The organism is Streptomyces sp. NPDC039465, from assembly GCF_055639315.1.
In genome coordinates this window covers 437,643-455,409 of record NZ_JBVKAP010000006.1, presented here as the reverse complement: position 1 = coordinate 455,409, position 17,767 = coordinate 437,643, and the positions used below count along the sequence as shown (strand labels likewise).

Annotated in this window: 19 protein-coding genes; 11 read left to right on the top strand and 8 right to left on the bottom strand. The window is 72.4% G+C overall.

The annotated features are described in order from the left end of the window. Positions 1-96 precede the first annotated feature (96 nt). Complete coding sequence (locus ACZ7LT_RS22470; RefSeq protein WP_471237834.1) at positions 97-2,235, bottom strand: S9 family peptidase; 2,139 nt, start codon at positions 2,233-2,235, stop codon at positions 97-99. Between the two features lie 179 nt (positions 2,236-2,414). Between ACZ7LT_RS22470 and ACZ7LT_RS22465 the strand changes: the two genes are divergently transcribed. The 4 genes from ACZ7LT_RS22465 to ACZ7LT_RS22450 all read left to right on the top strand — a co-directional run bounded on the left by ACZ7LT_RS22465 (position 2,415) and on the right by ACZ7LT_RS22450 (position 6,199). After that, positions 2,415-2,609, top strand: a complete 195-nt coding sequence (locus ACZ7LT_RS22465) for a hypothetical protein (protein WP_028797933.1) — start codon at positions 2,415-2,417, stop codon at positions 2,607-2,609. 86 nt (positions 2,610-2,695) lie between these two features. Further along, positions 2,696-3,583 (top strand): N-acetyl-1-D-myo-inositol-2-amino-2-deoxy-alpha-D-glucopyranoside deacetylase, encoded by an 888-nt coding sequence (mshB, locus tag ACZ7LT_RS22460; protein ID WP_471237833.1) that lies wholly within the window; start codon positions 2,696-2,698, stop codon positions 3,581-3,583. Next, positions 3,580-3,984, top strand: a complete 405-nt coding sequence (locus ACZ7LT_RS22455) for a DUF6113 family protein (protein ID WP_471237832.1) — start codon at positions 3,580-3,582, stop codon at positions 3,982-3,984. Before mshB ends, ACZ7LT_RS22455 begins: the two co-directional genes overlap by 4 nt. 154 nt (positions 3,985-4,138) lie before the next feature. Beyond that, positions 4,139-6,199: a hypothetical protein gene (locus ACZ7LT_RS22450; protein ID WP_471237831.1), complete on the top strand. Its 2,061-nt coding sequence runs from the start codon at positions 4,139-4,141 to the stop codon at positions 6,197-6,199. 82 nt (positions 6,200-6,281) lie between these two features. On the opposite strand, the gene ACZ7LT_RS22445 is transcribed toward ACZ7LT_RS22450, so the two are convergent. Together ACZ7LT_RS22445 and ACZ7LT_RS22440 are read right to left on the bottom strand one after the other, a co-directional pair. Beyond that, a complete protein-coding gene (locus ACZ7LT_RS22445; RefSeq protein ID WP_471237830.1) occupies positions 6,282-7,115 on the bottom strand; it encodes a transglutaminase-like and tetratricopeptide repeat-containing protein in 834 nt (277 codons plus the stop codon). 4 nt (positions 7,116-7,119) lie between these two features. Beyond that, positions 7,120-8,166 carry a GNAT family N-acetyltransferase gene (locus tag ACZ7LT_RS22440; protein WP_471237829.1) on the bottom strand — a complete coding sequence of 349 codons (1,047 nt, stop codon included), beginning with the start codon at positions 8,164-8,166 and terminating at the stop codon, positions 7,120-7,122. A gap of 113 nt (positions 8,167-8,279) precedes the next feature. Between ACZ7LT_RS22440 and fdxA the strand changes: the two genes are divergently transcribed. Together fdxA and ACZ7LT_RS22430 are read left to right on the top strand one after the other, a co-directional pair. Beyond that, the gene (gene fdxA / locus ACZ7LT_RS22435; protein ID WP_019889199.1) at positions 8,280-8,600 is read left to right on the top strand and encodes a ferredoxin; all 321 of its coding nucleotides are present in this window, start codon (positions 8,280-8,282) and stop codon (positions 8,598-8,600) included. Positions 8,601-8,681: 81 nt separating this feature from the next. Beyond that, entirely contained in the window at positions 8,682-9,779 is a 1,098-nt protein-coding gene (locus ACZ7LT_RS22430) for a bifunctional succinyldiaminopimelate transaminase/glutamate-prephenate aminotransferase (RefSeq protein WP_471237828.1), read from the top strand. An 85-nt stretch (positions 9,780-9,864) separates the two neighbouring features. Here ACZ7LT_RS22430 and ACZ7LT_RS22425 read toward each other — a convergent pair whose 3' ends face one another. Beyond that, a complete protein-coding gene (locus ACZ7LT_RS22425; protein ID WP_471237827.1) occupies positions 9,865-10,320 on the bottom strand; it encodes an ATP-binding protein in 456 nt (151 codons plus the stop codon). Between the two features lie 326 nt (positions 10,321-10,646). Beyond that, a complete protein-coding gene (locus ACZ7LT_RS22420; RefSeq protein WP_471237826.1) occupies positions 10,647-11,591 on the bottom strand; it encodes a VldE C-terminal domain-containing protein in 945 nt (314 codons plus the stop codon). Positions 11,592-11,622: 31 nt separating this feature from the next. Between ACZ7LT_RS22420 and dapE the strand changes: the two genes are divergently transcribed. Both dapE and ACZ7LT_RS22410 read left to right on the top strand, forming a co-directional pair. After that, entirely contained in the window at positions 11,623-12,723 is a 1,101-nt protein-coding gene (gene dapE, locus ACZ7LT_RS22415; RefSeq protein WP_471237825.1) for a succinyl-diaminopimelate desuccinylase, read from the top strand. A gap of 96 nt (positions 12,724-12,819) precedes the next feature. After that, the gene (locus ACZ7LT_RS22410) at positions 12,820-13,569 is read left to right on the top strand and encodes an LOG family protein (protein WP_471237824.1); all 750 of its coding nucleotides are present in this window, start codon (positions 12,820-12,822) and stop codon (positions 13,567-13,569) included. Between the two features lie 72 nt (positions 13,570-13,641). Here ACZ7LT_RS22410 and folP read toward each other — a convergent pair whose 3' ends face one another. Then, positions 13,642-14,502, bottom strand: a complete 861-nt coding sequence (gene folP, locus ACZ7LT_RS22405) for a dihydropteroate synthase (protein ID WP_471237823.1) — start codon at positions 14,500-14,502, stop codon at positions 13,642-13,644. Between the two features lie 105 nt (positions 14,503-14,607). Between folP and ACZ7LT_RS22400 the strand changes: the two genes are divergently transcribed. Then, positions 14,608-14,976: a DivIVA domain-containing protein gene (locus ACZ7LT_RS22400; protein ID WP_471237822.1), complete on the top strand. Its 369-nt coding sequence runs from the start codon at positions 14,608-14,610 to the stop codon at positions 14,974-14,976. Then, positions 14,973-15,563 (top strand): DNA-3-methyladenine glycosylase I, encoded by a 591-nt coding sequence (locus ACZ7LT_RS22395; RefSeq protein WP_471237821.1) that lies wholly within the window; start codon positions 14,973-14,975, stop codon positions 15,561-15,563. Before ACZ7LT_RS22400 ends, ACZ7LT_RS22395 begins: the two co-directional genes overlap by 4 nt. Positions 15,564-15,593: 30 nt before the next feature. Here ACZ7LT_RS22395 and chcB read toward each other — a convergent pair whose 3' ends face one another. Next, the gene (gene chcB, locus ACZ7LT_RS22390) at positions 15,594-16,394 is read right to left on the bottom strand and encodes a 2-cyclohexenylcarbonyl CoA isomerase (RefSeq protein WP_471237820.1); all 801 of its coding nucleotides are present in this window, start codon (positions 16,392-16,394) and stop codon (positions 15,594-15,596) included. A 299-nt stretch (positions 16,395-16,693) separates the two neighbouring features. Between chcB and ACZ7LT_RS22385 the strand changes: the two genes are divergently transcribed. After that, positions 16,694-16,861 carry a DUF3117 domain-containing protein gene (locus ACZ7LT_RS22385; protein ID WP_006346801.1) on the top strand — a complete coding sequence of 56 codons (168 nt, stop codon included), beginning with the start codon at positions 16,694-16,696 and terminating at the stop codon, positions 16,859-16,861. A gap of 89 nt (positions 16,862-16,950) precedes the next feature. Here the strand turns inward: ACZ7LT_RS22385 and ACZ7LT_RS22380 are convergent, their stop codons facing one another. Further along, the gene (locus tag ACZ7LT_RS22380) at positions 16,951-17,616 is read right to left on the bottom strand and encodes an O-methyltransferase (protein WP_471237819.1); all 666 of its coding nucleotides are present in this window, start codon (positions 17,614-17,616) and stop codon (positions 16,951-16,953) included. Between the last annotated feature and the right edge of the window lie 151 nt (positions 17,617-17,767).

The window sequence follows — 17,767 nt, the reverse complement described above, 5'->3', positions numbered from 1 at the left end:
CATACCGATATCCGAACCCGCCAGCCTGAGCACCGTACGGCCGTGCGGGTGCCGTAGGCCGGCCGGGGGCGCTCGCGCCCCGGGCCGGCCGCAGCATCAGACCAGGCCCAACGAGCGCTTCAGGAAGTCGACCTGAAGCAGCAGCAGATTCTCCGCGATCTGCTCCTGCGGCGTCATGTGCGTCACCCCGCTCAGCGGAAGCACCTCATGGGGGCGCCCCGCCGCGAGCAGGGCCGAGGACAACCGCAGAGCATGGGCCACCACCACATTGTCGTCGGCCAGACCATGGATGATCATCATCGGCCTGGCCGGGTTCTCCGGTGCCGACAGACCGTCGTCCGTGAGCAGCGAGTTGGCCGCGTACACCTCCGGACTCTCCCGCGGGGTCCCGAGATACCGCTCGGTGTAGTGCGTGTCGTACAGCCGGAAATCGGTCACCGGCGCCCCCACCACCGCCGCATGGAACACATCCGGCCGCCGCAGGACCGCCAGCGCGGCGAGGTACCCGCCGAAGGACCAGCCCCGGATCGCCACCCGCCCGAGGTCCAGCGGGAACCGCTCGGCCAGCGACTCCAACGCCTCGACCTGGTCGTCAAGAGCCAGATCCAGCCGGTCCCTGACCGCCTTCTCCCAGGCCGGGGAACGGCCGGGCGTGCCCCGGCCGTCCGCGACCACGACCGCGAAGCCCTGGTCCGCGAACCACTGCGAGGTCAGATGCGGATTGTGTGCCGCGAGCACACGCTGGCCGTGCGGCCCGCCGTACGGGTCCATCAGCACCGGCAGCGGCCCGTCCCCCGGCTCGTGGCCCGTCGGCAGCAGGACGGCGCACGGAATGCGGTGCGCGCCGCTCTCCAGGAGTCGTACGCCCGCGGAGAGGACCGGCTTCTCGGCGTGCGAGGCGACGACCGCGATCTGCTTGCCGTCCCGCAGCACCTGCGTCACCGCCCCGGGCGCGTCCGGCCGGGCCGAGGACAGGACCGTCACGGCCCCGCCGCGGACGGCCGAGTGCACCCCCACCCCCTCCGAGATCCGCTCCACACCCCGGTCTCCGACCCGGTACACATGGATCTCGCCGGTCTCCGGCGCCGCCGCCTCCTCGCCGGCGGACGCGGACACCAACACGTCGTCCGCGCCGATGTCCAGCACCGCGCGCAGCTGGAGCGCCCCGCCGGTCAGCGCCCGGTCGCCCATCGCCAGCACCCGCGCACCCCCCTCGTCGGCGATCCGCACCAGCCGCCCGTCGGGGGCCCAGGCCGGCACGCCGGGCATCAGTTCCAGCCACACCGGGTCCTCGTCGACATGGACCGTCCGCGTGGCGCCGGTCTCCGGGTCCGCCACCAGACACCGCTGGACCCGCTGGTCACGGCTCTGCACAAGGAGCAGCGGCGCGCCCTGCTCCGACCAGTGCACCCGGGCCAGATACGGATACCGCTCGCGGTCCCACCCGACCTCCGTCCGCTCCCCGTCCAGGTCCACCACATACAGCCGTACGTCCGCGTTGGGCGTCCCCGCCGCCGGGTATCGCACCGCCGCGGGCTCACGGTCGGGATGTGCCGGATCGGCGATCCACCAGCGCCGCACGGGCTGTTCGTCGACCCGCGCCACCAGCAGCCGGTCCGAGTCGGGCGCCCACCAGAAGCCCCGCGAGCGCCCCATCTCCTCGGCCGCCACGAACTCGGCGAGTCCGTACGTCGTCTCGCCGTCCTCCGGCTCCGCCAGCGCCCGGTCGCCGTCCCCCTCCGCCCCGGTCACCCGCAGCGCCCCCTTGGCCACATAGGCGATGTGCCGCCCGTCCGGGGAGGGGCGGGGGTCGATCACCGGGCCGGGAACCGGCAGTTCACGGGCGGTCCCGGCGCGCAGCTCGGCCGTGAACAGCCGCCCGGACAGCGTGAAGGCCGCCAACTCCACGGCCTCGTCCACCGCGTAGCCCACGATCCCCGCCGAGCCCTCCCGGCTGCGCTCCCGGCGCGCCCGCTCCTGCGCCGACAGCTCCTCGGCCGCCCCGCCGAGCAGCGCCTCGGGATCGGCGGCGACCCGCTCGCGGACCTCCCCCTCGAGATCGAGCACCCAGAGGTGATGGGACCGCTGCGTACCGGACAGTGACCGCAGGAAGACCACCCGGCAACCGTCGGGCGAGACGGTGAAGGCACGCGGCGCACCCAGGGTGAAGCGCTGCGTCCGGGCGTACTGACGAGGGAAGGAGAGCGGGAAGTGGGTCTGCTGCCTCGAGGTCATACGACCGAACCTAGCGTCGCCGCCCGGTCGGACCTAGCGTCCGCGTGCGCCCCCCTGTGCTGCCGTGCACCGATCGATGCATTGGCACGGATAGTTATGATCCGTAGCGCTAGGTGGGTATGAACCTACTGGCACATGCATGCTGCCCGATCCGGCCGAATATGTGGAGGTGAACCGCCGTGGCACTCTCGATTTCGGCGGTGGTGCTGCTGGCGATCGTCGTCTTCCTGCTGGTCAGGAAATCCGGACTCAAAGCCGGACATGCGGCGGTCTGCATGCTCCTGGGCTTCTACATCGCGAGTTCCTCCATCGCCCCCACGGTCACCCAGTTCACGACGAGCGTGGCGAGCATGATCGGCGGGCTGAAGTTCTGACCGGCGGCAGCGGCATCGGGCGCCGCTGAGGACCGTACGTCCAGGGGATACGGATCCCTGACGCCCGGCCTCGTAGGCTGTCCCGCATGACGGACCTTCCCGCCCGTCGTCTGCTCCTGGTGCACGCGCACCCCGACGACGAGTCGATCAACAACGGCGCCACGATGGCCAAGTACGCGGCCGAGGGCGCCCAGGTCACGCTGGTGACCTGCACACTCGGCGAAGAGGGCGAGGTCATCCCGCCCGATCTCGCCCATCTCGCACCCGACCAGGAGGACCGGCTCGGGCCGCACCGCGTCGGCGAACTGGCCGACGCGATGCGGGAGCTGGGCGTCGACGACCACCGCTTCCTCGGCGGGCCCGGGCGGTTCCGCGACTCGGGCATGATGGGCGCCCCGCAGAACCACCGGGAGGGCGCCTTCTGGCACACCCCGGTGGACGACGCAGCGCCGTATCTCGTCGAGGTGATCCGCGCCGTACGCCCCCAGGTGCTCGTGACCTACGACCCGAACGGCGGCTACGGCCACCCCGACCACATCCAGGCCCACCGGGTCGCCATGCGCGCCGCCGAGCTCGCCGCCGAGCGGGCGTTCCGGCGGGACCTCGGGCCGGAGCACGACATCGCCAAGATCTACTGGAACCGGGTGCCCCGGTCGGCCGCTGAGGAGGGCTTCGCCCGGCTGAAGGCCGCCGGCGCCGACTTCCCCGGGATCGGGGAGGTTTCCGACGTACCGGGCGTGGTCGACGACCAGGAGATCACCGCCGAGATCGACGGGACGCCCTACGCCGACCGGAAGGCCGCCGCGATGCGCGCCCATGTGACCCAAATCGCCGTGGACGGGCCGTTCTTCGCGCTCTCCAACGACCTCGGGCAGCCGATCTTCACCATGGAGTACTACCAGTTGGTGAAGGGCTCCTCCGGCGCGCCCGAGGGTGAGCGGGAGCACGACCTCTTCGCCGGGGTGACCGCGTGAGCGCCGGGGCGGACCCGACGCGGAGCGCGGGCGCCAAGGCGGGCCGGGCCGCCGCGTACCTCGGTCTCGCCGCGCTGGGCGCGCTGGTGGGCGCGGCGGGCACGCTGGTCCAAGCCGCCTGGTTCCCCGGGGGTTTGCTGCTCGCCCTGCTCGCCGCCGCCGCGACGTTCTACGGCGGCCTGCGGGCCACCGGCGCCCAGGCCGGGGCGCTGGCCCCGGCCGCGGGCTGGCTCGTCGCCATCATCCTGCTGAGCATCGGCCGCCCCGAAGGGGACGGCCTCCTCGCCGGCGGACTGGGCGATCTGCTCTACCTGCTGGGCGGGATGGCGCTCGCTGTGATCTGTGCCACCATGTCGCGGTCGCCACAACCCGGCGGTCTCCCGGGCCGACTTGGCAGGTGACGTGCCCGGACTTCGGCCGGAATGCCCGTCCCCTTTCCCGTAGTCGCCGGGTGCGTGTCGGCGGCGGCCAGTATGGTGGTGCGCGCCGCCGAGCCGCCCGGGTCATACCAGTACCAGCAAGAGCGGGCGGCGGAGCCAACCGGGAGAACCTGCTTTGAGTCGTGAAACTGACAGTTCGTCCTCCGGCGCCAAGGGGCGCGGTGGAGCCGCGTACCCCTCGGGTACCCCGCCTTACGGATCCCGCCAGTATCCGTCGCTCCATCCCGCGCAGGACGCTCCGGGCGACGCCGCCGACGGCGCCGGGCGTACGTCCCCGCCGGTGCCGGACGAGAAGAAGACCGAGACCACGCTGACCACGCGCATCCGGATCAACATCCCGGGTTCGCGGCCGATCCCGCCGGTCGTGATGCGGACGCCGATGAGCGACGCGTCGGGGACGGCGGGCGCGGCGGAGGGCGCGGGGGAGTCCGCGAGCGACACCGCGGGCATCTCGCCGTGGCCCGACGGGTCCCAGAAGGCCGTCCCCACCGTCGTGCAGGCCGAGGAGCCTGCTCCGGCGGAGGAGAAGACCAGCGACTGGTTCGCGCCGCGCAAGCCCGCGGCCCCGGCCGCGTCGTCGGCGCCGCCCGCCGCCCCCTCAGGCCCCGGCGCGCCGTCGGCTCCGGCCGCGGGCGGTCCCCGTGCCGGCGGTCCCGGGCAGGGCCCGCGTCCGGGCGGTCCGCAGGGCCAGAGCGGCGGCCTGCCGTACCTCTCCGACGGAGCCCCGGGCGCCGCGCGTCCCGGCGGCCCGACGCCCCCGCCGGGTCTGCGCCCGCCGGGCGGTCCCACGGGTCCCACCGGCGGCCCGGTCACCGGCAGCAGCCCGCTGACCGGCGGCCCCATGGTGCCCGGCCCGATGACCCCCAACCCGCTGGCGCCGAACTCCATGGCGCCCAGCCCCATGGCTCCGGGCCCCATGTCGTCCGGCCCCATGGGCGGCGGCCCGCACATGGCCGACGACACCGCCGTCCTCACGCCGCAACAGACGCCGCCCTCGGGCCACGTCTCGGGCGACACGCTCACCAGCGGCATCCCGGTGGTCCCCTCGGAGCACCGGACGCCGGCCGGCTCGCCGTTCCCCTCCACGGGTCCCGGCGACAGCTTCTCCACGCCGGACTTTCCGGGCCCCGCGGGCCCGGCGGGCGGCCCCCAGGGAGCCCGTACGAACTCGGCGGCCGCCCCTGCCCCTGCCCCGGCCGCGAAGAAGCCGACGCCGCAGGCGCCGGTGAAGAAGCGTTCCAAGATCGTCCTGGCCGGCTTCGGCGTGCTCGGCCTGCTCGGTGTCGCCTACGGCGCGGGGCTCCTGCTCAACCACTCCGACGTGCCCAAGGGCACGACGGTCCTCGGCGTGGACATCGGCGGCGGCACCCGCGAGGAGGCCGTCAACAAGCTCGACGCCGCCCTCGGCAAGCGGGCCACCGCCCCGCTGGAGATCTCCGTCGCGGGCAAGAAGCAGCAGCTCACCCCGGACAAGGCCGGTCTCACCCTGGACAGCCAGGCGACCGTCCGCGGGGCCGCCGGCAGCGACTACAACCCCATGTCGGTCATCGGCTCCCTCTTCGGCGGCGAGCGGATCGCCCAGCCGGTAATCCCGGTCGACCAGGAGAAGCTGCGCGTCGCGCTCACCGACATGGCCGGCGCCTCCGGCTCGGTCACCGAGGGCACGATCAAGTTCGTCCCCGGCAAGGCCGTCGCGGTCCCCGGCCAGGCGGGCCGCGGCCTGGACGTCCAGCGCTCGATGATCTCGGTGAAGGACGCCTACCGCGCCCAGGTCGAGACGGGCCGGACGAACACGGTCGAACTGCCCGTGGTGACCCGCGAGCCCACCATCACCAAGGCCGAACTGGACCGGGCGATGAAGGAGTTCGCGGAGCCCGCCATGTCCGGCCTGATCACGATCAAGGCGGGCGGCAAAGAGATCAAGTTCGGCCCGGCGAAGTCGCTGCCGAAGATCCTCTCCATGAAGCCGATCAACGGCAAGCTGGTCGAGGTGTACGACAAGAAGGCCATCGAGGAGCTCCTCGACGGCGTCTTCGACGGCATCATGATTACCAAGGGCGACGGCAAGAAGCACCAGCTCTCCGTCGACGACGTGGCCCAGGCCATGCAGGAGGCCCTCCTCGGCAAGACGCCCGCGGAGCGCACCAAGGTGATCGAGCTCGACCCGAAGGGCTGACCGCGCGGCCCCTCCAGGGCCCCTTCAGGCCGCACACCGAAGCCCCCGTTCCCTCCGGAGCGGGGGCTTCGGCGCGGCGCCGTCAGTTGAGTATGGCGCGGGCGGCGTGGGCGCGGCGGCGGACCGCGTCGGCCGTCGCCGGCTCCACCGCCTCGACCACGTCCGCGTACGCCTCCATCTCCGCCGCGCCCGCCAGGAACTCGCCGCGCTGCACCAGCAGCTGGGCGCGCTCCAGGCGCAGACGGGCCGGATGGGACGGCAGGAGCAGCGAAAGGTCCACGGCCCACAGGGCGACGTCCGTGCGCTCCGGCCGCGCGGCCGCCCAGGCCCGGATGTTGTTGAGCACCCGCACCACGATGTCCAGCGGGTCCGCCGGGAGCAGCATCGAGGGCTCCAGGGAGCCGCCTGTGGCCCCCGCGACGAGCAGTTCGGCGTCCGGACCGGTCAGCAGCCGGCCGCCCGCGAACGGGTCCGCCAGGACCTGCTCGGGCGCCTGCGGATCGCCGAAGCCGACCACGAAATGCCCCGGCAGCGCGACGCCGTACACATGCGCCCCGGCCCGGCGGGCCACCTCGATCCAGACGACGGAGAGCAGGATCGGCAGCCCGCGCCGCCGCCGCAGCACCTGCGGCAGCAGCGAGGACTCCAGGCGCCGGTAGTCGGCCGGGGTGCCGTGGAAGCCGAGGCGCGTGCCGAGCAGCTCGCCGACGGCCGAGGCCCAGGCTCGGGGGCCGGTCAGACCGTACGGCAGCAGTCCCGCCAGCCGGTCCAGCTCGATGTCGGCCTCGTCAAGACCAGCCTGGCCGAGCGCCGGCTCCCCCTCCGCGCCGATCAGCAGACACAGCCGCGCCAGGTCGGGACGCTCGGAGCGGGCCTCCTGCGCGAACTCGCGCCGCCACTCGGTGGATGCGGACACGGTGTCACGCCCGGAAGTGGTGGTAGCTGTGATGGGTCGTGAAGCCCATCCCGTCGTACAGCGCCCGCGCCCCGCCGTTGTCCTCCTCCACCTGGAGCCAGGCCGCCGAGGCGCCCTCGTCGAGCGCCCGCCGGGCGAGCGCCGCCATCACGGCCGTGGCCAGCCCCTGCCGCCGGGCGCCCGGGTCCACCTCCACCGCCATGAACCCCGCCCACCGGCCGTCCACCACACACCGCCCGATCGCCAACGGCACGCCACTCTCCCCGGGCACGGAGGCGAACCACACGCTGGGGCCGCTGTTCAACACCTTGAGCACATGGGGGCCGGCCACACCGAACCGCTGGTAGCGCTGGAGCCACGCCTCGTCCACGTGTCGCTCCAGCCGGACACGCGCCACATCCACAGCCAGATCCCCGATCGGCGCCAGCGCGGCGATCCGCAGTTGCGCGGAGACCTCCCGCCGCCAGCCCCGCTCCTCCAGCGCGGCGCACAGCCCCTCCTGGGTGCCCTCGGCGCCGGTGGCCGCCTGGATGTACGCGGGCAGCTCCCGCTCCCCGTACCAGGCGCGTACCCGCTCCAGGGCCTCGTCCAGCGGCAGCCCGGGATCACCCAGCGCCAGCACCGAGTTGGCCCGCCGCGTGAAGCCCACCCGTCGCCCGACCACCGCCCCTCCAGGACGCGCTTCGCGCGGCCCCTCCTCGTAAGCAGCCCGCAGCGTCCAGTCGCCGAGCCGCTCGCTCTCCACCGGCTGCCAGGCCCGCGCAGAGACCCGCGCCAGCTCCTCGAAGGAGGCCGCCGGACCCCGGCGCCGGGCCGGTGCGGCCGGTACGACCTTCCCCGCGACCAGGGAGGATTCCGGGATACGGACGGTTTCGCCGGTGCGTCGTGTGATCACCAGCACACCATGGTCCCAGGATGTGAGAACACCGACCGTGTCGGTGAACTTCGCATCTGTGTCCGCAGAGTCCACCAGACACCGTACGGAGACGCGTTTGCCCACGTCAGCGCCGGTAAGCCGGACCTCGAGCCGTCCTCCTGCGGTGAAATCCACAGCTCTCTCCGCCCCTCCTGTTCGGATCGTCCCCCGGAACGGAGATACTAGGTGCGGGCATCGACGACGCCGCGCTCCCGCGCAGACCAGCCCTACCGAGGAGGAACGACAGCGTGACCTACGTCATCGCGCAGCCTTGTGTCGACGTCAAGGACAAGGCATGCATCGAGGAGTGCCCCGTCGACTGCATCTACGAGGGCTCCCGGTCCTTGTACATCCACCCGGACGAATGCGTCGACTGTGGTGCCTGTGAGCCGGTGTGCCCGGTCGAGGCCATCTTCTACGAGGACGACACCCCGGAGGAGTGGAAGGACTACTACAAGGCGAACGTCGAGTTCTTCGACGACCTCGGCTCGCCTGGTGGTGCCTCCAAGCTCGGCCTCATCGAGCGCGACCACCCCTTCATCGCCGCCCTGCCGCCGCAGAACGGCTGATTGATCACCCTCGGTCCCGTACGGCAGCCGCTGTACGGGACCGACGCGTTTCGACGTACGTACCAGAAAGTGAGCGACCTCGTGAGCGCAGTCTCTTCGCGCCTGCCCGTCTTCCCCTGGGACAAGCTCGAGCCGTACAAGGCGACCGCGTCGGCCCACCCGGACGGCATCGTGGACCTGTCCGTGGGCACGCCCGTCGACCCGGTCCCCGCGCTGATCCAGGAGGCGCTGGTCACCGCGGCCGACTCGCCGGGGTATCCCACGGTGTGGGGGACCACGGAGCTGCGCGACGCGCTCACCGGCTGGTGCGGACGGCGCCTCGGCGCGGTCGGCTTCACCCACCGCAACGTCCTGCCGGTCGTCGGCTCCAAGGAGCTGGTGGCCTGGCTGCCGACCCAGCTGGGCCTGGGCGCCGGGGACAAGGTCGCCTATCCGCGGCTCGCCTACCCGACGTACGAGGTCGGCGCCCGGCTCTGCGGCGCCGAGCCGGTCGTCTACGACGATCCCACCGCGCTCGACCCGACCGGTCTGAAGCTGCTCTGGCTCAACTCGCCCTCCAACCCGACCGGCCGGGTCCTGTCGAAGGACGAGCTGACCCGGATCGTGGCCTGGGCGCGCGAGCACGGCGTGCTGGTCTTCTCCGACGAGTGCTACCTGGAGCTGGGTTGGGAGGCCGAGCCCGTCTCCGTCCTGCACCCGGACGTCTGCGGCGGCTCGTACGACGGCATCGTGGCCGTCCACTCGCTCTCCAAGCGCTCCAACCTGGCCGGCTACCGCGCCGCGTTCATCGCGGGCGACGAGGCCGTCCTCGGGGAGCTGCTGCAGATCCGCAAGCACGGCGGCATGATGACGCCCGCGCCCGTGCAGGCGGCCACGGTCGCGGCGCTCGGCGACGACCGCCACGTCCAGGAGCAGCGGGAGCGGTACGCGGCGCGCCGCGCGGCGCTGCGGGCGGCGCTGGAGTCCCACGGCTTCCGTATCGAGCACAGCGAGGCCAGCCTCTACCTGTGGGCGACGCGCGACGAGCCGTGCTGGGACACGGTGGCGCATCTGGCCGAGCTCGGCATCCTGGTGGCACCCGGAGACTTCTACGGGGCGGCCGGCGAGCGGTTCGTACGGGTCGCCTTCACCGCCACCGACGAGCGGGTCGAAGCGGCGGTCAAGCGCCTGGGCCGGTAGGTCGGCCGACGAGCGGCACACGGAAGGGCCCGGGGAGTGCGCACTCCCCGGGCCCTTCCGTCGTGTCCGCGGCCGATGCGGCCGGTCAGCCGAGCTTCGGCAGCGTCTTCACCGGCAGCTGGTCGGTCGGCAGGCCGCCGTCCGCGGGCTTGACGCTGTCGGCCGCACCGGTGGTCTGGCCGACCAGCTCGCCGGTGGTGCTGGTGGTGTCGCCCGCGGCCTTCTGGGCGGCCGGGGTGGCGGTCTTGGCGGCACCGCCGAGGGTCTTGCCGGCGGTCGGGACGGCCTTGCCGACGGCCTTGCCGCCGGTGTGACCGGCGGCCTTGGTGGCGGTCTTGGTCGCGGTCTTGGTGGCGCTCTTCGAGGCGCCGTCGACGGTGTTGCCGAGACCGGCGCCGTCGACGGAGGACACGCCGCCGAGGGTGTTGCTGGCCGGGAGGTCCAGGGCGCTCGCGGAGCCGGCCGCACCGACCACGGGGGCTGCACCTGCCGCGATGAGCAGCGCGGCGCGGGCGATCCGGCGGGTCAGGGGGAGGGACATGATGCTCCTTCGACGGAGAGGACATGGGGTGTCCGGCAATCGGACTGTCCAGCGAATCGGACGCACTGACAACCGCGTCGGGGCGGGGGGAGGTTGCGGCGGCCGAAGGTAAAGAATGTGCAATGCATCGCATTATCGGTCGAGCGGGAAACGGGCGAACAGGGGCAATGCGAAAGACCCTGCTGAACCGTCACTTCCCAGCTGCCGCACGGCAATTGCGCAGACATGACAGTGCCCCGGAAGGGGCCCATGGAGAGCCGCTGAAAAAGTCGTCCAGGCGCGCGGACACATGCCTCGGCCGAGTGAATTTCCGTACGCGTGCGCGGCTATCGTGCGAGGCGCATTCGAACCTGGGAGAAATCCCCGGCCCGTTCTTCCGATGCCTTCAGCCATCCCTCGGAGGCGTCCTTGGCGCGCCACACCCGGCCCGCGTACGCCACCTCCTCGATCCGCAGGACGTCCGCCCGCGCGACCGCCCACTGCGCCAGCTCCCAGCCGCGCCGGGCCTCCCCGTCGGAGCCGTCCGCCGCCGCGGCCCGTACGGGCACGGAGAGCTCGGCCGACGCCGCGGCGGGCGCCCCCGCCGTGCCCCCGCCGCCCGGCAGCACGCCCTTGCCGAAGTCCCGCACGAGCTCGGCGCGGAGCTTGACGGGGTCACCCGGCCGCCCGTCGCCCCCGCTCGTCGTACAGGTCAAGGACGCCGCCGACCGGCCGGTCAGCGCGGCGGCCAGCAGCGTCGCGTCCGGCTCGTGCTTGGCGTACGCCTGCGGGAAGCCGCTCTTCTGCACCTTCTGGGCCGCCACCGTCAGAGGCATCCGCGAATAGCCGGGGACCTCGGCCAGTCCGTCGTAGAACTTCCCCGCCGAGTACACCGGGTCGAGGATCTGCCGCGGTGTGCCCCAGCCCTGCGAGGGGCGCTGCTGGAACAGGCCCAGCGAATCGCGGTCGCCGTACCGGATGTTGCGCAGCGCCGACTCCTGGAGCGCCGTGGCCAGGGCGATCGTCACCGCCCGCTCGGGCATCCCCTTGGTCGTGCCGACCGCGGAGATCGTCGCCGCGTTCGATGCCTGCTCCGGGGTGAATTCATACGTGTTGTCCCCGCTGCCCACCTGGCACCGCGGGGCGCCCGGGCCCCCGGTCAGATACTGCACGGCCACGTACCCCACCAGCGCGAGGAGCACGGCGAACGCCGCCGCGATACGGGCGCGGCGGCCGCGGCGGCCTTGGGGAGCGGGACCGGGAAGGATGGCGGACTCGGACACGGAGCCCACCGTACTTGAGGGCCGCGTTAGGGTCGGCACCATGCCTGACAACGCCCCCGCCGCCGCCCTCGACCTGACCCAGGACGGCCCGGCGCTCACCGCCGCCCTCGTCGACTTCCCGTCCGTCAGCGGCACCGAGAAGCCCCTCGCCGACGCGATCGAGCAGGCTCTGCGCGCACTGCCGCACCTCACCGTCGACCGGTACGGCAACAACGTCGTGGCACGTACGCGGCTGGGGCGGCCCGAGCGGGTCGTGCTGGCCGGCCACATCGACACCGTGCCCATCGCCGACAACGTCCCCTCCCGCCTCGACGAGAACGGCATCCTGTGGGGCTGCGGCACGTCGGACATGAAGTCCGGTGTCGCCGTCCAGCTGCGGATCGCCGCGACCGTCCCCGAGCCCAACCGCGACCTCACGTTCGTCTTCTACGACAACGAAGAGGTCGCCGCCCACCTGAACGGCCTCGGGCATGTGGCCGACGCACACCCCGAGTGGCTGGAGGGTGATTTCGCTGTGCTCCTCGAACCCTCCGAGGGCGAGGTCGAAGGCGGCTGCCAGGGCACCCTGCGCGTCCTGCTCCACCTCGAGGGGGAGCGGGCACACTCCGCGCGCAGCTGGATGGGCTCCAACGCCATTCACGCGGCCGCCCCGGTCCTCGCCAAGCTCGCCGCGTACGAGCCGAGGCGGCCGGTGATCGACGGCCTGGAGTACCGCGAGGGCCTCAACGCCGTCCGTATCGAAGGCGGTGTGGCCACCAACGTCATTCCGGACGCCTGCACGGTGGTCGTCAACTACCGGTACGCACCCGACCTCTCCATGGCCGAGGCCGAGGCGCACGTACGGGAGGTCTTCGCCGACTGCGGCGTGCGCGAGTTCGTGGTGGACGACCACAGCGGCGGCGCCCTGCCCGGCCTTTCGCATCCGGCCGCGGCGGCCTTCATGGCGGCGGTCGGCGGCACGGCCCGCCCCAAGTTCGGCTGGACGGACGTCTCCCGCTTCAGCGCGGTCGGTGTGCCCGCGGTCAACTACGGGCCCGGTAACCCTCTGTACGCGCACAAGCGCGATGAGCATGTGGTCGTCGACAAGATCCGCCACTGTGAGGAGCGGCTCCGCGACTGGCTCACTGCCCGACTGCCGTAATTTCGCTTTTTGTCACCTCTGTGGACCTACCCTGACCGAACCGGGAAGATCAGCGGATCGTCCGGTGGATCAACGGATCGGCGGAGGGAGCAGGCCATGGTCGACCCCGAGGGAGCAGCAAGGCCGGAGGAGCAGCGGCAGGGCCCCGTGCTCAGGCGCAGGGAACAGATCCAGCCGAGCACCACGGACCAGCGGCTGCTGGACACCGAGGGCGACTCCGAGTGGGTGCACACGGACCCCTGGCGGGTCATGCGCATCCAGTCGGAGTTCGTCGAAGGCTTCGGCGCGCTCGCCGAACTGCCCAGCGCCATCAGCGTCTTCGGCTCCGCCCGGACCCGTCCGGGCAGCCCGGAGTACGAGGCCGGGGTCCAGCTCGGCAAGGCGCTCGTGGACGCGGGCTTCGCGGTGATCACAGGCGGCGGCCCGGGAGCGATGGAAGCCGCCAACAGGGGAGCGCGGGAGGCCAGGGGCATCTCCGTCGGCCTGGGCATCGAGCTCCCCTTCGAGCAGGGGCTCAACCCGCACGTCGACATCGGGGTGAACTTCCGCTACTTCTTCGTCCGCAAGACGATGTTCGTGAAGTACGCGCAGGGCTTCGTGGTCCTGCCGGGCGGCCTCGGCACCCTCGACGAACTCTTCGAGGCGCTGACCCTGGTCCAGACCCGCAAGGTCACCCGCTTCCCGATCGTCCTCTTCGGCACCGCGTACTGGAGCGGCCTGGTGGACTGGCTGCGCGACACCGTCGTGGCCCAGGGCAAGGCCTCGGAGCACGACCTGATGCTCTTCCACGTCACGGACGACGTGGAGGAGGCGGTGGCGCTGGTGTCCAAGGAGACGGGCCGGTAGGCCGCGCCGCGGCCGGTCGGTTGTGCCCATCCGTTGCGCGGGGCGCAGCCGGCCTCGGCCGCACCGGCCCGGCTAGGCCAGCCCTCGCCGGGCGACGGCGGGCTCGCGGTGCCCCGCGATGGACGCCACCATGTCCAGGACCTGGCGGGTCTCCGCCACCTCGTGCACGCGGTACACCCGCGCCCCCAGCCACGCCGACACCGCCGTCGTCGCCAGCGTCCCGATCACGCGCTCCTTCACCGGGCGGTCCAGGGTCTCCCCGACGAAGTCCTTGTTCGACAGCGACACCAGCACGGGCCAGCCCGTCCGCGTCATCTCGTCGAGCCGGCGGGTCGCCTCCAGGCTGTGGCGGGTGTTCTTGCCGAAGTCATGGCCGGGATCGATCATGATGCCGTCCCGGCGCACCCCGAGCTCCACCGCCCGCTCGGCCAGGCCGACGGTCACCCGCAGGATGTCCGCCATCACGTCGTCGTACGTGGCCCGGTGCGGCCGCGTCCGAGGCTCCGCGCCGCCCGCGTGCGTGCACACAAGACCCGCCCCGTAGCGGGCTGCGACCTCCGCGAGCCGCGGGTCGACCCCGCCCCAGGCGTCGTTCAGGACATCCGCGCCGGCCTCGCAGACCGCCTCGCCGACCTCCGCCCGCCAGGTGTCCACGCTGATCACCACATCCGGGTGGCGCCGGCGCACCTCGGCGACGAAGCCGACCGTCCGGCGCGCCTCCTCCTCGGCAGTGACCTCCTCGCCGGGGCCCGCCTTGACCCCGCCGATGTCGATGATGGCGGCGCCCTCGGCCACCGCCTGCTCCACGCGCGCGAGGGCGGGCTCGTCGCGGAAGGTCGCACCCTGGTCGTAGAACGAATCCGGGGTCCGGTTCACGATCGCCATGATCACCGGCTCGTGCGGCCCGAATTCACGCCGTCCCAAGCGCAGCATCCCGTATGTCCTCCTCGCGTTCCGTCGCCTGCGACCTTAACTGTCGGTGGCGCATGGCACGATCGGCACCAGGTACGTTTTCCGCTCCCGGGGAGAGGCACGCGCGTGTTCTGGTTCTTGGCTGTAGCGATGGTCGTGGTGGTCGCCGCGGTCACGCTCGCGGTGGTCGGCGGCGGCGACAGCGAGGTGCTGCCCGAGGTGGCGCCCGAGCAGCTCGTGGACCCGCTCCCGGCCCACCGGCCCGTCGGCCGCGCCGACATCGAGGCCGTACGGCTGCCGGTGGCGGCCCGCGGATACCGCATGGCGGACGTCGACGACGTCCTCGGCCGGCTGGCCGCCGAGCTCGCCGAGCGTGACGCCCGCATCGCCGAGCTGGAGGCGGCGCTCGCCGGAGCGCAGGCGACGGCTGTGGGCGGCCCCGACCTCTTCGAGAAGCCCGGCGCCGACCGGCCCGGCGAGGAGACGGACCGATGAGCGGCGAGGCGCTGGCCGGGCCGGACGGGCGGCTGCGCTGCCCCTGGGGCCTGTCCACGGCGGACTACGCCGTCTACCACGACGAGGAGTGGGGGCGCCCGGTCCACGGCGACGACGCGCTCTTCGAGCGGCTGTGCCTGGAGGCGTTCCAGTCCGGGCTCTCCTGGATCACGATCCTGCGCCGCCGTGAGGGGTTCCGCCGTGCCTTCGCCGACTTCAAGGTCCCGGCCGTGGCGGAGTTCACCGACGCCGACCGGGAGCGGCTCCTCGCCGACGAGGGCATCATCCGCAACCGCGCCAAGATCGACGCGACCCTCGCCAACGCGCGCGTGCTCGCCGAGTGGCGCCCTGGCGAGCTGGACGAGCTGATCTGGTCGTACGCCCCCGACGCGGCGGCCCGCCCCGCCCCGCGGACGATCGCCGACGTCCCGGCGGTCACCGACGAGTCCACGGCCCTGTCCAAGGCTCTCAAGAAGCGCGGCCTGCGGTTCATAGGCCCCACGACGGCCTACGCCCTCATGCAGGCCTGCGGCCTGGTCGACGACCATCTGGCCACCTGCGTGGCCCGGGGCGCAGGACGCGTCTGACGCCTCCCGGCCCGGTGCCTCCCGGCCGCCCTAGCGGCCGACGTACTTCGGCTTCTCCTTCGCGAGGAAGGCCTGCACCGCGATCGTGTGGTCCTCCGAGGCGCCCGCCTTGGACTGGAGCTCGTCCTCCTTCTCCAGCGCCTCGGCCAGCGAGTGGTCCGCGCCGTAGGCGAGGGACTCCTTCAGGGCCGCGTAGGCGAGGGTCGGGCCCTCGGCCAGGGCGCGGGCGACCGCCGCCGCCTCGGCCGCCAGCTCCGCCGCGGGGACGACCTTGTTCGCGATGCCGAGGTCGTAGGCCTCCTGGGCCGAGATCGAGCGCGGGAAGAGCAGCAGGTCGGCGGCGCGGCTCGGGCCGATCAGCCGGGGGAGGGTCCAGGACATGCCCGAGTCGGCGGTCAGGGCCACGCCCGCGAAGGAGGTGTTGAAGGCGGCCGTGTCGGCCACGATCCGGTAGTCCGCCGCCAGCGCGAAGCCGAAGCCCGCCCCCGCCGCGACGCCGTTCACCCCGGCCACCACCGGCTTCTGCATCTCGGTGAGCGCCCGGACGATCGGGTTGTAGTGCTCCCTGACCGTGCTCATCGTGTCCTGGGAGCCGGTCTCCTTGTCGTTCTGCAGCAGACCGACGTGCTCCTTGAGGTCCTGGCCCACACAGAAGGCGCGCCCGGTCGCTGTCAGCAGCACGGCCCGTACGGCGGGGTCCGCCGCAGCCGTCTGCGCCGCCTCCCGCAGCGCGACCTTCGTCTCGACATTCATCGCGTTCATGGCCTCGGGCCGGTTGATCGTGATCGTGGCGAGTCCGTCGGTCACGTCGTACAGCACGGTGTCGGCCATGGCGGGTCCCCTTTGCGGCGTGGGCGTTGATGACCCGCCCAGCATGGCGGAGATCATCGGCGACGGACATGTGACCTGCGTCAAAGAATCGCCGGACCGGTCCGGACCTGCGGCGGCGAAGTATCGCAGGCCGATCGCCGAAATGAGGGGTTTTGAGTGAGCGCGTTGCGTAAGCGATGCAGTCCGATGTTGGTCATCGGGTCCTGCCATGCGGGATAATGGCCTGGAAGCAATGTGTTCGATGCCGGTGACACCTGGGTCGTCGGCTGCGTGAGCTGGTTTCAGGAAGGGGAACGAGCATGGCGGCCATGAAGCCGCGGACGGGCGACGGCCCGCTCGAGGTGACCAAGGAGGGGCGGGGCATCGTCATGCGCGTTCCGCTCGAAGGCGGCGGTCGGCTTGTCGTCGAGCTGACCCCGGACGAGGCCGAGGCACTCGGCGACGCCCTGAAGCAGGTAGTCGGCTGACGCGAGAACGCCCAGATTTTCCTCTGCCCCGGCACGGTAGCCCCGAGCCGGGGCAGAGTCGTACCAGGACGACGCCGGGATGGTGGGTGTCAGCCGCGCCGTACCGCGCACAGCAGGCCGTCGCCGACCGGCAGCAGCGACTCCATCAGCTCCTGGCTCTCGCGTACGGCCCGCAGCAGCTCCCGCACCCGCAGCACCTCCGCCGGCTGGGCCGCCGAATCGACCGTGCGGCCGTCGGTGAAGACGCCCTCGAAGCAGACCAGACCGCCCGGTCGCAGCAGGCGCAACGATTCAGCGAGATAGTCCAGGCACTCCAGCCGGTCGCCGTCGCAGAAGACGAGGTCGTACCCGCCGTCCGCGAGCCGGGGCAGTACGTCCAGGGCGCGGCCGGGGATGAACCGGGCCCGGTTCCCGGCGAAACCCGCCGCCCGGAAGGCCTGCTTCGCGAACTGCTGGCGGTCCGGCTCGGGGTCGACGGTGGTCAGCACGCCGTCGGGCCGCATCCCGTGCAGCAGATAGATCCCGGACACACCCGTGCCCGTCCCGATCTCGGCCACCGCCTTCGCGTCCGCCGTGGCGGCGAGGAGTCGCAGCGCGGCGCCGGTGCCGGGCGACACCGAGGGCAGCCCTGCCTCCCGGGCCCGCTCACGGGCCCAGCGCAGCGCTTCGTCCTCGGCGACAAAGGCGTCGGCGAACGCCCAGCTCGTCTGCCGGTTGGCGGTAATGACCCTCTCCTGTCCCCGTAGTTGGCGCAACGGTGACTGTATCCGCTGGACGCGGGAACCCGCAGATGGGACCGGGCGTTGGTAAGGGCAGAGGAAAACGCGGGGACGACGGGGCGGAAGACCGGACCAGGACCGGCGAGCCGACCCAAATTCGCGTAAAGATTCTTATCCGGAGCTAACG